At 63.9% G+C, this 14,587-nt stretch carries 16 protein-coding genes; 7 read left to right on the plus strand and 9 right to left on the minus strand.

Annotated features, from left to right (window positions below; translation table 11 throughout):
• Window positions 1-171: 171 nt before the first annotated feature.
• The 3 genes from dnaA to mutM form a co-directional block, all read right to left on the minus strand.
• Entirely contained in the window at window positions 172-1,614 is a 1,443-nt protein-coding gene (gene dnaA / locus ACO06J_RS15305) for a chromosomal replication initiator protein DnaA (protein ID WP_421761580.1), read from the minus strand.
• Between the two features lie 881 nt (window positions 1,615-2,495).
• Complete coding sequence (gene rpsT, locus ACO06J_RS15310) at window positions 2,496-2,765, minus strand: 30S ribosomal protein S20 (protein WP_421761581.1); 270 nt, start codon at window positions 2,763-2,765, stop codon at window positions 2,496-2,498.
• A 161-nt stretch (window positions 2,766-2,926) separates the two neighbouring features.
• Window positions 2,927-3,808 (minus strand): bifunctional DNA-formamidopyrimidine glycosylase/DNA-(apurinic or apyrimidinic site) lyase, encoded by an 882-nt coding sequence (gene mutM, locus ACO06J_RS15315; protein ID WP_421761582.1) that lies wholly within the window; start codon window positions 3,806-3,808, stop codon window positions 2,927-2,929.
• 233 nt (window positions 3,809-4,041) lie between these two features.
• Here mutM and ubiE point away from each other — a divergent pair, with 233 nt between their 5' ends.
• The 5 genes from ubiE to ACO06J_RS15340 all read left to right on the plus strand — a co-directional run bounded on the left by ubiE (window position 4,042) and on the right by ACO06J_RS15340 (window position 8,284).
• Complete coding sequence (ubiE, locus tag ACO06J_RS15320; RefSeq protein WP_421761583.1) at window positions 4,042-4,821, plus strand: bifunctional demethylmenaquinone methyltransferase/2-methoxy-6-polyprenyl-1,4-benzoquinol methylase UbiE; 780 nt, start codon at window positions 4,042-4,044, stop codon at window positions 4,819-4,821.
• Between the two features lie 3 nt (window positions 4,822-4,824).
• Window positions 4,825-6,363 (plus strand): 2-polyprenylphenol 6-hydroxylase, encoded by a 1,539-nt coding sequence (ubiB, locus tag ACO06J_RS15325; protein ID WP_421761584.1) that lies wholly within the window; start codon window positions 4,825-4,827, stop codon window positions 6,361-6,363.
• 122 nt (window positions 6,364-6,485) lie between these two features.
• Window positions 6,486-7,091 (plus strand): hypothetical protein, encoded by a 606-nt coding sequence (locus tag ACO06J_RS15330; RefSeq protein ID WP_421761585.1) that lies wholly within the window; start codon window positions 6,486-6,488, stop codon window positions 7,089-7,091.
• A 2-nt stretch (window positions 7,092-7,093) separates the two neighbouring features.
• Window positions 7,094-7,552, plus strand: coding sequence for a dUTP diphosphatase (gene dut, locus ACO06J_RS15335; protein ID WP_421761586.1), 459 nt, complete (start codon window positions 7,094-7,096; stop codon window positions 7,550-7,552).
• A gap of 15 nt (window positions 7,553-7,567) precedes the next feature.
• Entirely contained in the window at window positions 7,568-8,284 is a 717-nt protein-coding gene (locus ACO06J_RS15340) for a HesA/MoeB/ThiF family protein (protein WP_421761587.1), read from the plus strand.
• 45 nt (window positions 8,285-8,329) lie between these two features.
• On the opposite strand, the gene fabB is transcribed toward ACO06J_RS15340, so the two are convergent.
• The gene (gene fabB, locus ACO06J_RS15345) at window positions 8,330-9,553 is read right to left on the minus strand and encodes a beta-ketoacyl-ACP synthase I (RefSeq protein ID WP_421761588.1); all 1,224 of its coding nucleotides are present in this window, start codon (window positions 9,551-9,553) and stop codon (window positions 8,330-8,332) included.
• Between the two features lie 45 nt (window positions 9,554-9,598).
• The gene (fabA, locus tag ACO06J_RS15350) at window positions 9,599-10,099 is read right to left on the minus strand and encodes a 3-hydroxyacyl-[acyl-carrier-protein] dehydratase FabA (RefSeq protein ID WP_421761589.1); all 501 of its coding nucleotides are present in this window, start codon (window positions 10,097-10,099) and stop codon (window positions 9,599-9,601) included.
• 171 nt (window positions 10,100-10,270) lie between these two features.
• Between fabA and irrA the strand changes: the two genes are divergently transcribed.
• Entirely contained in the window at window positions 10,271-10,714 is a 444-nt protein-coding gene (gene irrA, locus ACO06J_RS15355; RefSeq protein WP_421761590.1) for an iron response transcriptional regulator IrrA, read from the plus strand.
• An 8-nt stretch (window positions 10,715-10,722) separates the two neighbouring features.
• Here the strand turns inward: irrA and ACO06J_RS15360 are convergent, their stop codons facing one another.
• A complete protein-coding gene (locus ACO06J_RS15360; protein ID WP_421761591.1) occupies window positions 10,723-11,244 on the minus strand; it encodes a GrpB family protein in 522 nt (173 codons plus the stop codon).
• Between the two features lie 37 nt (window positions 11,245-11,281).
• Complete coding sequence (locus ACO06J_RS15365) at window positions 11,282-11,845, minus strand: SH3 domain-containing protein (protein ID WP_421761592.1); 564 nt, start codon at window positions 11,843-11,845, stop codon at window positions 11,282-11,284.
• 155 nt (window positions 11,846-12,000) lie between these two features.
• Here ACO06J_RS15365 and ACO06J_RS15370 point away from each other — a divergent pair, with 155 nt between their 5' ends.
• A complete protein-coding gene (locus tag ACO06J_RS15370) occupies window positions 12,001-12,951 on the plus strand; it encodes a 2-hydroxyacid dehydrogenase (protein WP_421762523.1) in 951 nt (316 codons plus the stop codon).
• On the opposite strand, the gene ACO06J_RS15375 is transcribed toward ACO06J_RS15370, so the two are convergent.
• Entirely contained in the window at window positions 12,941-14,167 is a 1,227-nt protein-coding gene (locus tag ACO06J_RS15375; RefSeq protein ID WP_421761593.1) for an RNA polymerase sigma factor, read from the minus strand. The genes ACO06J_RS15370 and ACO06J_RS15375 overlap by 11 nt on opposite strands.
• A gap of 5 nt (window positions 14,168-14,172) precedes the next feature.
• Entirely contained in the window at window positions 14,173-14,541 is a 369-nt protein-coding gene (locus tag ACO06J_RS15380; RefSeq protein WP_421761594.1) for a YciI family protein, read from the minus strand.
• Window positions 14,542-14,587: the final 46 nt, after the last annotated feature.

Consider the following 14,587-nt stretch of genomic DNA (forward strand, 5'->3'; position numbering starts at 1 on the left):
AACGCGGGCCAACACAGAAAACACGCCTCACAACGCGCGCGCCCAATGCGGGAACGCCCCCCTTAATGCGGGGGCGGGCTCGGGCAAAACACGCAGCTCCGGCCCAGTCCTTCCCCCTCTGCCCGCAACGGCAAAAAGGGCCTTAGCCGGCCCCGCAGGGCCGGAAACAGCTCACTCCTCAAGCATGCGCTTCAAGAGTTCGATCTCCTGCGCCAGGTCGCCATCGTCCTTCATCATCTGCTCGACCTTGCGGACCGAGTGGAGAACGGTGGTGTGGTCCCGGCCGCCGAAACGGCGACCGATTTCCGGCAGGGAGCGCGAGGTCAGCGCCTTGGCGAGATACATCGCGATCTGGCGCGGCCGCACCACATCGCGCGAGCGGCGCGAGGAGAGCAGGTCATTGCGCGGCACCTTGTAGTGGCGCGAGACGATCCGGAGGATGTCCTCGATCCGCACCCGGCGCGCGTCGCGCGAGCGGACGAGATCGGCAAGGGTCCGCTCTGCCAGCGAAACGGTGATCGGTTCCTTGGTCAACTGGTTTGCGGCCAGCAGCCGGTTCACGGCGCCATCGAGGTCGCGGCCATGGCTCACCACCACGCGGGCGATGTAGTCGATCACGGCCGGTGGGAAATGCGCATCGGCAAAGCGCAGCGTCGCCTGTTCGGCGCGGCGGGTGACGATCGCCTTGCGCAGGTCGAGATCGAACGTGGTAATCGGCACCACCAGCCCGCCCGAGAGCCGCGAGCGCACGCGTTCATCGAGCATTTCGAGGTCACGCGGCGGCGCGTCGCCAGCCACCACCACTTGCTTCGCCCCCGTGAGCAGGGTGCCCAGCGTATGGCCGAACTCGGTAGCGGATTTGCCCTGCAGGAACTGCATGTCGTCGATCAGCAGCAGGTCGACCCGGCGCAGCCATTCCTTGAAGCCCAGCGCCGACTGGCGCTGCACCGCAGTGATGAAATGGTACATGAAGTGGTCGGCCGTCAGGTAGACGATGTTCCGGCCGGGCTCGGCGGCACCAGCCGCCCAGGCGATAGCATTGAGCAGGTGCGATTTGCCCAGCCCGACGCTCGAATGCACATAAACCGGGTTGAAGCTCACCGCATTGTTGGCGGCGGCATGGGCCACCTGTTTTGCCACCTGCAGCGCCATTTCGTTCGGTGCGCCGGAGACAAAGGTATCGAAAGTCATCTTCGGGTCGAGCGCACTGCCCGACAGCGCATCGCCCCGCGGCGCCTGCGTCATCGTTTCGCGCACAAGGCGGGGCGCCGCGGGTACGGCGTTCTGCTTGGTGTCCTCGATCTCGATTTCCTGATCGGGCTGCGGCAGGCGTGGCCTCGCCTGGCCATTGACCCGCACGGTGAAGTGCAGCCGGTTCAGCGCCCCGAGCTCAGCCTGGAAAGCTTCGAGGATCTTTTCGGAATAGTTCGACTGCACCCACGAGCACAGGAACCGGGTCGGCACCGACAGATGGGCGAGATCGTCGACGACCTCTTCCAGCTCGAGCCGGGCAAACCACGAGTTATAGACATCTTCGCCGACGGCAGCCCGCAGGCGGGCCCTGACGCGCTGGAACATTTCGCGTGAGGAGACATTGCTGCCATCCTTGCCCATGACAGTCACCTCCCGCCGTTCGTCGTCCGGGTCCTTTTTCGCTGCTCCAACATTGCTTGAAATCCAATCGGAACGACCCGCCGCCGCGTTCATCGTCATTAGTTTTTAGCCCCAATTCACTTCTGTTAGCCGGCCCGTTTGGGCACAGCTCCGCCAATCCTGCCTGTCTCCGCCCCGCAGACAAACGTTTCTTGTCCGCGATCCATGTCGCGGTTGTGTTATTCAAGTCTTTTCAGTTGAGCCCGGTCCGCCAGAGGGTCCGGATTTATCTTAGTCTTACTTCAGCACAAGACTAAAATTTTACGCCGCCAGTTAGAAATGTGATTGATCTTGGTCAAGACTGTTCGCCGTTGTCTGTTTCTATTCAGCTGCAGGCTCTACTCGGATTCAACACATACTCCGCGCTCAGAGTTGCGACTTATAAGTCCTTACTCCTGACCGCTGAGGACCATTCTAGACGGGGGGGTTATGGCAATCAACGGGGGTTTTTTGCCATCTGGGGGTTGACTCTCACGTTCGCAAAAACCTTTCCCGGGGACTCGGCGGTAACTAAAAATTAAGGCGCTGTGACTCCACGCGGAATCCGATTTTCATTGCCTTTTTCCGGGAGTGAGAATTGTGGCAGTCAAACGGGCTGAAGGAGATTTCATTCCATTGTGACAGAGCCCTGGGGGCCGGATTGTCGTTTTGCCGCACCCCTAAGTGTCAGCAATCGCTCGTGATTTCGTCCGAAATAAATCTGCTGGCGAGTGTCGCAATCGTGTCACACTGGGCGCGCCCAATATGTGACGATTTTATGGAAAATTCGCGGCAAAACAAAAAGGCCCCCATCCGGGAGCCTTTAATTCTTCAGCGCTGACAAAGCGTCAGGAGCGAGCCGATCAGGCCGGCTGCAGCGCCTTGATGCGGTGATTGAGACGCGACACCTTGCGGGAGGCCACGTTAGCGTGGACGATGCCCTTCTGAGCAGCGCGCGCGATCTCGGGCTGGGCAGCGGTGAGGGCCTCGACGGCGACCTTGTGGTCACCAGCAGTGATGGCTTCCTCGACCTTGCGGATGAACGTGCGCATACGCGAGCGGCGCGACTTGTTCACTTCGGTGCGGGCAGCGATCTTGCGGGTGGCCTTTTTAGCCGATGTCGTATTGGCCATGAAATCCTCTTGGCGCTTCAGCCCGCTCATTGCAGCACGTGCTGCATCTGCTCAGGCGATGAAATGAAATCGGCGGCTTTTTCCGGCCGCCAAGGTGGGCGCTGTATAGTCGCGACGACCGGTGACGTCAACTGGATTCAGGCCGGCGCCCCGATCACGGCCTAGTGCTGGCATGTGGGGCAGAAAAAGCTCGAGCGCCCCGATTGCACGATGCGCTTGATCGTCCCCCGGCAGAGCGGCGTCGGGCAGGGCTCGCCCTCCCGATCATAGACGGCAAAGCGGTGCTGGAAATAGCCCGACGTGCCATCTGCCGCCCGGAAATCGCGCAACGTCGAGCCACCCGCCTCAATCGCCTCGGTCAGCACCGTGCGCACCCCGTCGGCGAGGTCCTCGAGGCGCCTGGACGGCGCGCCCGATCTCAGCACCAGCCTGGCTGCCGCAACATCGGGGCGGATATGGGCGCGGTGCAGCGCTTCGCTCACATAGATATTGCCCAGCCCCGCCACGACGCGCTGATCCAGCAGCGCCGCCTTCATCGGGGCCTTCTTGCCCTTGAAGCGCTCAGCCATTTCCACGGCATTAAAGGCGTTGGAAAGCGGCTCGGGGCCGAGGCCTTTGAGGTAAGCGCTCTCCGACTCCTCGGTGAAGAGGTCAACAAAGCCGAAGCGGCGCGCGTCATTATAGATCAGCCGCAGCTTGCCATGCTCGGGATGGTCGAGTTCGAGCACCAGGTGATCGTGTTTCCGGTCCTCATCGGGCTCGTAATAGCGCGAGGGTTCCTTGAACTTGAAGTCCTCGAACCGGTAGCTGCCGGTCATGCCCAGATGGCTGAGCCAGGTGGCACCGCTCGACAGCCGGAAGAGCAGATACTTCGCCCGCCGGTCGGCCAGCGTGATGGTCGTGCCCATCAGGGCTTCGGCAAAGCCAGCTGGAAACGGGAAGCGCAGGTCTGGGCGGTTCAGTATGACCCGCTCGATCCGCGCGCCCTCGACATAAGGCGCCAGCCCGCGGCGGACCGTTTCAACCTCGGGCAGTTCAGGCATGGGCACATCCTCATCTCGCGCCCCTATGTGGCGGGATCACCCAAAGATGACAAGGCCGCCCCTTCTGCTCCCTCCCTATTCTTAGCAGGAGGGCCCGGGTGGGGGTCGGCAAACTCATTTGTCGCGGGCTTGCCCCTGGACGAGCTGTCCTATCCCCTCAACCATGCGCTGCTTTGGACAATGGCAAGGCCAGCCCCATTGGGCTATAACGCCGCCAATTCGGAGACAGGCCCATGGCACAGACAGGCGAGACAGAGACGGGCGAGACCACCCATTTCGGCGAGCGCACCGTGCCGCTGGCGGAGAAGCAAGAGCTGGTCAATGACGTGTTCCATCGCGTCGCCGATCGCTATGACCTGATGAACGACCTGATGAGCGGTGGTGTGCACCGGCTCTGGAAGGACGCCTTGGTCGCCCGGCTGGCGCCGCCCAAGGGCGGCTCGGTCCCCTATCGCGTCCTCGATATGGCGGGCGGTACCGGCGATATCGCCGAGCGGATCGTCAATGCCTCGGTCGGCTTTGCCGAGGTCACCGTTTCCGACATCAATACCGACATGCTGCGGGTCGGCGCCGAGCGCGCCAAGACCTGGCGCTTTCCGTCGCAGGTCAATTTCGTTGAGGCCAACGCTGAGGCCCTGCCCTTCGCGGACGAGAGCTTTGACGCCTACACCATCGCCTTCGGCATCCGGAACGTGCCGCGCATTGATCTGGCGCTTTCGGAAGCCTACCGGGTGCTGAAGCGGGGCGGGCGGCTGCTCTGCCTCGAGTTCAGCCAGGTCGACACACCGCTCCTCTCCGAGGTCTACACGGCGTTTTCCGACCGCGTCATCCCGCCCATCGGCAAGGCGGTCACCGGCGACGCGCAGCCCTACCAGTACCTCGTTGAATCGATCCGCAAGTTCCCCAACCCCGCGCGCTTTTCGCAGATGATCGCGAATGCCGGGTTCAAGCGCGTCACCCACACGCCGATGACCGGCAATATCGCGGCGTTGCACGCCGCCTGGAAGCTCTGATTCATGGGGCTTTCCGCCTATTTTCGCCTGCTCCGCGCCGGCTATGTGCTGGCCCGTGAAGGGGCACTGTCGCTGCTCGATAATCCGGCCCTGCCACCAGCCATGCGTGCCGGGGTCAAGCTCGGCCGCCTGTTCGAACGCGCGGAAGTGCGCAGCAGCGGCCGCGTCGACCGTCTGACCCGGGCGCTGAACCGGCTCGGCCCCACCTACGTCAAGTTCGGCCAGACCCTCGCGACGCGCCCCGATATCGTTGGAGCTGACGTCGCGGCCGATCTCGCGACGCTCCAGGACAAGATGGAGCCGTTCGATTCGGCCCTGGTGCCCGCCATGCTCATTGAGGCGTTGGGCGAACGTGCCGCCGAGCTCAAGGAGATTTCACCCCCGATCGCCGCCGCCTCCATCGCCCAGGTGCACAAGGCGATGCTCGAGGACGAGACCGGGCGCCGCGCCGTGGCCGTCAAGATCCTCCGCCCCGGCATCGCCGAGCGCTTTTACGCCGATATCGAGAGCCAGTATGCCGGCGCGCGTCTTGCCGAACGGCTGGTGCCGCGGCTCCGGCGGCTGCGTCCGGTGGAAATCCTCAAGATGCTCGACCGCTCGGCCCGCATCGAGCTCGACCTGCGGATGGAAGCCGCTTCGATCTCGGAGTTCGCCGAAAACATCAAGGACGACAAGGGCTTCGTCATCCCCGCTGTGCACTGGAATCACAGCGCCGAGACCGTCCTCACCACCTCCTGGGTCGATGGCATCCCGATCCGCGACAGTGCGGCGCTCGATGCAGCCGGCGTTGATCGCAAGCTCCTTGCGACCAACCTCCTCCAGTCGTTCCTCCGCCACACGGTGCGCGACGGTTTCTTTCACGCCGACCTTCACCCGGGCAATCTCTTCGCCGATCCGCGCACCGGCGACATCGTCGCGGTCGATTTCGGCATCATGGGCCGGCTCAGCAAGCGCGAGCGGCGCTTCCTCGCCGAAATCCTCTATGGCTTCATCACCCGCAACTACCGGCTGATTGCCGAGCGGCATTTCGAGATCGGCTACGTACCCAAGGGCCAGTCGGTCGATGACTTTGCCCTGGCGCTCCGCGCCATCGGCGAGCCGCAGCATGGCCGCCGCGCTGCCGATATCTCGATGGGGAAGGTTTTGGGGCAGCTGTTTGCCACCACCGAACTGTTCCAGATGCGGGCGCGGCCGGAACTGATCCTTCTCCAAAAATCCATGGTGCTGGTCGAAGGCGTTGCGCGCGCGCTCGATCCCGAACTCGACATCTGGACGGTGAGCGAGCCCATCGTCGGCGACTGGGTGCGGCGCGAGGCCGGGCCACTCGGCCGGCTCGAGGAGCTCAAAGTCCATTTCGACACCGCCATCGCCAGTATGGGTCGCCTCCCCGCCATCCTCGACAAGGCGGAGGCCGCGCTCGATGATTATGAGCGCGACAGGCACGCCCCCAACCGGCGCTTTACCCGCTTCATGCTGGTCAGCGGATTCTGGGTGGCCGCGATCCTTGTCGTGGTGATGATCTGGCGCCTGCTGACAGTCTGACCAACAGGTTCAGCACTCGTTCATCATCAAGGCCATACCACGGCAAGGCAAGCTTGCAGCCCCCCGGCGGCGCCCCTAGATTGGCGGCCTGGGTGGCAAGGGCGACCGTTGAGGAGTTACCAATGAACCTGAAGATTCTGGGCCGGCTCGCCGGCGTGCTGGCGCTGACCGCAAGTCTCGCCGGCTGTATCGATATGACTGCCGAGCTCGAAGTCAAATCCGAGACCGCCGGCAAGGCGACGACCACCATGACCATGGGCAAGGAATTCTACCCCATGATCAAGCAGATGGCCGAGGCGCCCGACGCCAAGACCGACGAGGCGTTCTGCAAGGACGAGGGCGACGTGCTAGTCGAAAACGCCGACGGCAGCGCCACCTGCACCAGCGTCAAGGAAGGCGACCTGACCGCCCTCTCGAGCCCTGACAGCCCCACCGAAGACGCCACCTACACCGTCGTCAGCCCTGGCGTGGTTCGCGTCGCCTTCAAGACCGAGAACATGTCGGGCGAAGTCACCAAGGACCAGGACGAGCAGACCAAAGCCATGATGCAGCAGTACTTTGCCGGTCACACGGCCACCATCCGTATCAAGGGCAAAAAGATCACCGATACCAACATGACGCTGTCGGCTGACGGCACCTCGTCGGAAATCGTGATCCCGTTCACCGCGCTGTTCGACGGCACGGCGAACCTGCCGGCTGAACTCTACGCCGTCGTTGACACCAACTGATCATGACAGATCGGGTCGCCGTCCGGTTCACGTGGCTCGATCACGGCAAGGGGCTTGATGCCCCGCGCCAGCAATCGGCGGGCGCGGCAGGAGTTGATCTCCTCGCCGCGCTCGGCGCTTCTGAGACCATGACCATCGCCCCCGGCGCCCGCGCGCTGGTCCCCTGCGGCTTTGCCATGGCGCTGCCCAATGGCTACGAGGCGCAGGTCAGGCCCCGCTCCGGCCTTGCCGCCAAGTTCGGGGTGACGGTGCTCAATTCCCCCGGTACGATCGACGCAGACTACCGGGGCGAGATCAAAGTGATCCTGATCAACCACGGCAGCGAGTCCTTCATCATCAGCCGCGGCGACCGTATTGCGCAGATGGTGGTGGCCCCGGTTTCGGCGGTGGCTTTTGAACTTGCGGAGACGCTTAATGAAACGCAGCGCGGCACCGGCGGTTTCGGCTCTACTGGGCGTTAGCTGCAAGGGGCGTCTATGAGTCTCTCCTCAGACGAAATCAAACGCTACTCGCGCCACATCGTGCTGCGCGGGGTGGGCGGCGAGGGCCAGCAGGCGCTGAAGGCGGCGCGGGTGCTGGTGATTGGCGCGGGCGGGCTCGGCAGCCCGGTAATCGCCTATCTCGCGGCCGCCGGTGTCGGCACGCTCGGTGTGGTCGACCACGACACGGTGTCGCTCTCGAACCTCCAGCGCCAGATGATCCACACCAGCGCCGGCATCGGTACATCGAAGGCCCAAAGCGCGGGCGCCTTCGTTGCCGCGCTCAACGACCATGTCAGCTTCGTCGCCCATGCCGAGCGGCTAACCACCGCCAATGCCACAGCGCTGTTTGCAAACTACGATCTGATCCTCGATGGCACCGACAATTTCGGCACCCGCGCCATCGCCGCCGAAGCGGCACGCGCCGCCGGCCTGCCGCTGGTTTCAGGCGCGGTTTCGATGTTTGACGGGCAGGTCACGGTGTTTGCCCCGGGTGGCCCTAGTTTCACCGACCTCTACCCAACCACCCCTGACGAGGCGGACCTCCCCGCCTGCGAAGTTGTCGGGGTGCTGGGCGCTGTCACGGGCGTCATCGGTACGCTGATGGCCATGGAGGCCATCAAGCTCGTCACCGGGCTCGGCGAACCGCTAATCGGCCGCCTCCTGCTCTATGACGGCCGCGCGGCGCGCTTTGATGAGATGCGCTACGCCTGAGCGCAGTATTTATTGTGCTGTCGCGTTTCCCGGAAACGCTCTCACTCAGGCGTCGGGGTGCTTGAACACCAGCGTTGCATTCGTGCCGCCAAAGCCGAAGCTGTTGGAGAGCGCAATGCCGATATCGGCATTGTCGCGGCGCTGGCGGAGGATCGGCATGTCGGCAAAAACCGGGTCCAGTTCCTCGATATTGGCGCTCTCGCAGAGGAACCGGTTCTGCATCATCAGGATGCAATAGATCGATTCCTGCACGCCGGTCGCGCCGAGCGAATGGCCGGTCAGTGACTTGGTCGCCGAGATCGGCGGGCACTTGTCGCCCGTGCCGAACACTTCGCGGATAGCTTCCATTTCCTTGACGTCGCCAACCGGCGTCGAGGTGGCGTGCGGGTTGATGTAGTCGACCTTGCCCTTGACCGTCTCCAGCGCCAGCTGCATGCAGCGCACCGCGCCCTCACCCGAGGGGGCCACCATGTCCTGGCCGTCCGAGGTCGCGCCATAGCCGATCAGCTCGGCAAGGATGGTCGCGCCGCGTGCCTTGGCGTGCTCGAGTTCTTCGAGCACCAGCACTCCGGCGCCGCCGGCAATCACAAAGCCGTCGCGCTTCAGATCATAGGCGCGGGAGGCCTTTGACGGCGTATCGTTGAAATCCGACGACATGGCACCCATGGCATCGAACAAGTCGCTCAGTGTCCAGTCGAGATCCTCGTGGCCGCCGGCAAACATCACGTCCTGCTTGCCCCACTGGATCATCTCATAGGCATTACCGATGCAGTGCTTGGAGGTCGCGCAGGCCGAAGTGATCGTATAGTTGACGCCCTTGATCCCAAATGGGGTGGCGAGCGTTGCCGATGCGGTCGAGCTCATCGCCTTTGGCACGGCCAGCGGCCCAATGCGCTTGGGTCCGCGCTCGCGGGTGATATCGGCAGCCTCGACCACGGTCCGGGTCGACGGCCCGCCTGAGCCCATGATGATGCCGGTGCGCGGGTTCTTGATGTCTTTTTCTTCGAGCCCGGCCATGGCGATCGCCTGCTGCATGGCGATGTAGTTCCAGGCCGCGCCCTTGCCCATGAAGCGGGTGGTGCGCCGGTCGAGTACTTCGAACGGATCGAGGTTGGGGGCGCCATGCACCTGGCAGCGGAAGTTGAGGTCGGCATAGTCCTTGGCAAAGACAATGCCCGGCCGCGCTTCGCGCAGGCTCAGCAGCACCTCGTCGAGGTTGTTTCCGATCGAGGAGACGATCCCCATGCCCGTAATGACAACGCGCCGCATTTTGCCTCCCACCGCCCCTGAACCATGGTCCACGGGGCGTTCGAATTAGTTGAACAGGCCGACCTTGAGGTTGCTGGCCTCGTAGATCACCTTGCCGTCCGCCTTCACCCAGCCGTCGGCGACACCGAGGGCGAGCTTGGAGCGCATGACCTTGCGCAGGTCGATACCGTATTCCACAAGCTTGACGTCATCGGTCACCTGGCCGGTGAACTTGACTTCCCCGCCCAGCGCCCGGCCACGGCCTGGCGAGCCACTCCAGCAGAGATAAAAGCCCAGCATCTGCCACAGCGCATCGAGACCAAGGCAACCCGGCATCACCGGATCACCGATGAAGTGGCACTTGAAGAACCACAGGTCCGGGTTGACGTCGAGTTCGGCGCGCACCTGACCCTTGCCGTGCGATCCGCCATCGGCATCGACATGCGTGATGCGGTCAAACATCAGCATCGGCGGAGCAGGCAACTGGGCATAGCCGGGCCCGAACAGCTCACCTTTGCCGCTGAGGATCAGGTCGTCGTAGCCATACGCGCTTTTGCGGTCCGCCATGGGGCAGGCTTTCTCCAATCAGATGGTCCAGCCGTTACTAGTGATGGGGAGGAGGAGGGTCAAGCTTACTCGGCTTGACCCCACAGACGGCTGCTGGCCGCGGCGCTTGTATCAAGGCGCTGCGAAAGTTATATGTGCACCTACAGAAGCCCAAGGTTTCAACAGGATACGATGACAGACCGCAGCCTGATCTCCCGGCCAGTTCCTTCGCGCCGCCCGTGCCTTACGGCCGTGCTGCGTATGGCGGGGCTGCGGCCCACCCGGCAGCGCGTGGCGCTCGCCGAGTTGCTGTTTGCCGGTCCGCACCGCCATGTGAGTGCTGAACAGCTGCATGACGAGGCGAGTTCGGCCCGGGTCAATGTGTCGCTCGCCACCATCTACAACAGCCTGCACCAGTTCCGCGAAGCGGGGCTCTTGCGCGAAGTGGCCGTCGACGCGTCGCGCTCCTATTTCGATACCGACACCTCGGACCACCACCATTTCTATCTCGAGGACGAGCAGCGGGTCGTCGATATTCCGGCGTCGGCCATCGTCATCAAAAACCTCCCCGAGCCCCCCGAAGGCATGGGCATCACTCACGTTGATGTCGTGGTGCGGGTCAGAAAGCTGCGCTGAAGCGCGGCTCAGACGTTCAACGCCTTCTTGGCAGCATCGATAAATCCCTGTTTCAGTTCGTTGTAGCGCGGCCGGTTTTCCGGCGCGCCCGCCATAGCGTTCTGCTTTGCTGCGAGATATGCCGCGCGCAGCTCCGGCTGCGTCCTGAGCGCATCGCGGAACGCCAGGTTCGAAACCCAGGACGGCCCGCAGAACTCGACCACGTGCACGAGGTGCGTCCGCTCGCTGCGGTCCTTGCCGTGCCCGAAGATGTGGTGGCCCGGAACTCCTGCGTGAGCCGCGTAGTCGTAGCCAAGCGCCAGCAGCGGATCGTGACACTCCTGCCACCGTTGAAGCGGCGCAACGCCAATCAAGATATCGAGGATGGGCTTGGCCGTCAGGCCGGGTACCGCTGTTGAGCCGTAGTGCTCTATCGCTTCAAACACGCCATCCAGGGCCAACTCCAGCCGGAGACGTTCTTCTTCGAAGAGTAGCGGCCAGGTGGGGTCGTAGGGCACGAGGCGATTCTGGCCATGGGTGAGACCCAGCATTCCGTCCCCTTCGATGGCCGGGCACAAGGCCCGCGGCTCAGTCGAACACTTCGTCCTTGTAGACGCCCCACAGGTCGCCCTGTTTCAAATAGCCGTCAAAGCTCTGGGCGCTGCCGCCTGCGGGGTGCGAGGTGGCGATCACTTCGCACCAGGTGCCGTCGCATTCCTTCAGATCGACGCGGAAGTTAGGCTCAAGCCAGGCCCGCACTCCGCTATCTGCATCCTTGGATTTGAGCAGCGGCACGTCCTTGCCGTCGCCGCTTGCTGACACCACGAGACCGGCGCGCTTCCCCTGCAAGAGGTTCTGGTGCAGCCAGCCTTCTGAGCCATCCACATCACGGATCTTCCGCCAGGTATCGAATTCCTGGATAATCTCCACCGGGGTGCCGGACTTGAGATAGACCCAGGCCACGCCATACTTGGTACCTGGCCCGACCCGTACATTGATCGGGTTGGAGCGGGTGGTGACAAAGCGCGGGAGCGGCAGGCCGCTGGGATTGTCGGCGGCAATCGCCAGCGTTGCAACAAACATGCCGAGGCCTGCCAGAAGCGCTATGCTGGCGGCGCGGACGGGAGCAAATGAGCGGATGAAATGAAGCACGGGAGCGACTTGGCCAAACATGACTTTGCAGGGAAGTGCTTTTTTCCTATCACTAGGCAAAAGACCTTAATGGTCGCTAAAAGGCGCGCCGCTTGACCCTCAGCCGACCCAGGATATTCGTGACCCGCCGCTTGCCCGAGCAGATCGAGGAGCGGATGGCGACGCTGTTCGAGACGCGCGGCAATATGACCGATTCGCCCCTCTCTACAGAAGCACTGCTTGATGGGGTGTCCGGGGCCGAGGTGCTGGTCTCCTCGATCAATGACCGGATCGATGCCGATTTCATCGCCAGCATGCCCAAATCCGTCCGGCTGATCGCCCAGTTCGGCAACGGCTTTGACAATATCGACGTCGAGGCCGCCTACGCCGCCGGGCTGACAGTCACCAATACGCCGAGCGTCCTGACCGAAGATACCGCCGATATGGCGGTGATGCTGATGCTGGCACTGCCGCGCCGGCTGGTCGAAGGCGCAGGCGTGTTGCCACGGGATGGCGCGTGGGCCGGCTGGTCGCCGACCTGGATGCTGGGACGGCGCCTCCGCGGCAAAGCGCTCGGCATTGTCGGCATGGGCCGGATCGGCACCGCCGTCGCCGCCCGCGCCCGCAGCTTCGGGCTCAATATCCACTATTTTTCCCGCAACCGCCGGCCGCCCCAGGTCGAGGAGGCACTTGCAGCGACCTTCTGGGACGATCTCGACGCGATGATTGCGACGGTCGATATCGTCTCGCTCCACACCCCGCTGACCCGCTCGACCCACCATATCCTAAACGCCCAGCGCCTCGCGGCGATGCGGCAAGATGCGTTCGTGGTCAACGTCTCGCGTCCCGAACTGCTGGATGAAGAGGCGCTGATCGGTGAAATCGAGCGCGGACACCTCTCAGGCGCGGCGCTCGACGTGTTCGAGAACCGCAACGGGCTCAACCCGCGGCTCCTCAAGCTCGCCCGCGAGCATCGCGTGGTGCTCACCGCCCACATGGCCTCGGCAACGCTCGAGGCGCGGCTCGAGATGGGCGAGACGGTGATCGTCAATATCCGGGCCTTCATTGACGGCGCGCAGCCACCTCACCGCGTCCTGCCCGAGAGCAAGGGCAAGCTCAGGAGCTGAGCTCCTCTATCCGGCTGGCAAGGAATTGCCGCTCGATCGCCTGTTCGGTACGCTGCAGCGCCGCCTCGTAGGCAAGGCGCGCTTCGCTTTTCCGACCCAGCCGCCGCAACAGGTCGGCCCGCGCGGCGTGGAGATAGCGGAAACTCGCGAGTTCCCCCGCCGCCAGACTATCGATCAGCGCCAGTCCCGCCTCGGGGCCATCCCGCATCGCAACAGCCACAGCGCGGTTGAGGGCGACGATCGGCGAGGAGTCGGCCCGGAGCAGCACGTCGTAGAGCGCGACAATGCGCGACCAGTCGGTCTCTTCCGCCCGAGGTGCCAGCGCGTGCTCGGCCGCAATCGCGGCTTCAATCGTGTAGGCAGCAAGCGGCGGTTGGGCGAAGGCCCGCCGCAGCAATGCCGCTGCTTCGGTTATCGCGTCTTTGTCCCACAGCGTCCGGTCCTGATCCGCGATCAGTACCAGCGTCCCATCCGCGCCAACCCGCGCTGCCCGGCGAGAATCCTGCAGCAGCAGCAGTGCCAGCAGCCCGGCCACATCGGCTTCCGGCTGCAATTGCAGCAGCAGCCGGGCCAGCCGGATGGCTTCGGCCGACAGGTCCGCGCGCAACATCGCGTCCCCGCGCGATGCCGCATAGCCCTCGTTGAAGATCAGGTAGATGACATGCAGCACCTGGTCGAGCCGCGCTGCCAGCGCGTCGCCCTCAGGCACCTCATAGGGCAACCCCATTTCCCGGATGCGGGTCTTGGCGCGCACGATGCGCTGCGCGATGGCAGAAGGCTTAGCGAGAAACGCCGCGGCGATCTCCTCGGTGGTCAGCCCGCAGGCCTCCCGCAGGGTCAGCGCGATCTGCGCGTCGGGGGCAATCGCCGGGTGGCAGCACACAAAGATCAGCCGCAACTGGTCGTCGGCAATCGGCTCGGCTTCGGGTGGCATCTGGGCCTCCTCGGCCAGCGACAGCTCGGCAGCAATCGTTTGAAACCGCGCCTTGCGGCGGATCCGGTCGATGGACTTGAAGCGCCCGGCCGACACCAGCCAGGCGCGCGGGTTGGCGGGCACGCCCTGGGTTGGCCATTGCTCGGCCGCCGCCAGAAACGCGTCATGCAGCGCTTCCTCGGCGCGGTCGAAATCGCGCAACAGACGGATCAGCGTCGCCAGCACCCGCCGCGACTCGGTGCGCCAGATGGCCTCGATCTCACGCGGGGTTACTGGCGTCATGGGCCTCAGCTCACTTCAGGTAGAACCGGGATTTCGTAGATCGGCCGCACCTCAATAGTCCCATACTTCGCGATCGGGATCCCCGCCGCCAGCCGCACCGCTTCATTGAGATCGCGCGCCTCAATGAGGATGAACCCGCCCAACTGCTCCTTAGTTTCTGTGAACGGCCCATCGGTGGTCGAAACGCCACTCTCGCGCACCCGCACCAGCACCGCCGTATCGGCCGCCTGCAGCGCCGCCGCTGCCACGAGATGCCCCGCCTCGGCCAGCGTCCGATCATAGCCGAGCGAGGCGCGATCGAGCTCCTGGCTCGCCTTGGCGTCGAAGTTCGCAAACGCCTCGGGCGCCAGATGCACCAGGCAGAGATACTTCATGGTCCGTCTCCTCAAATGGGTCTGCCATCTGGTCGATGGGCACGGC

It is taken from the genome of Devosia sp. (genome assembly GCF_965229025.1).
Taxonomy (GTDB): Bacteria; Pseudomonadota; Alphaproteobacteria; order Rhizobiales; family Devosiaceae; genus Devosia_A.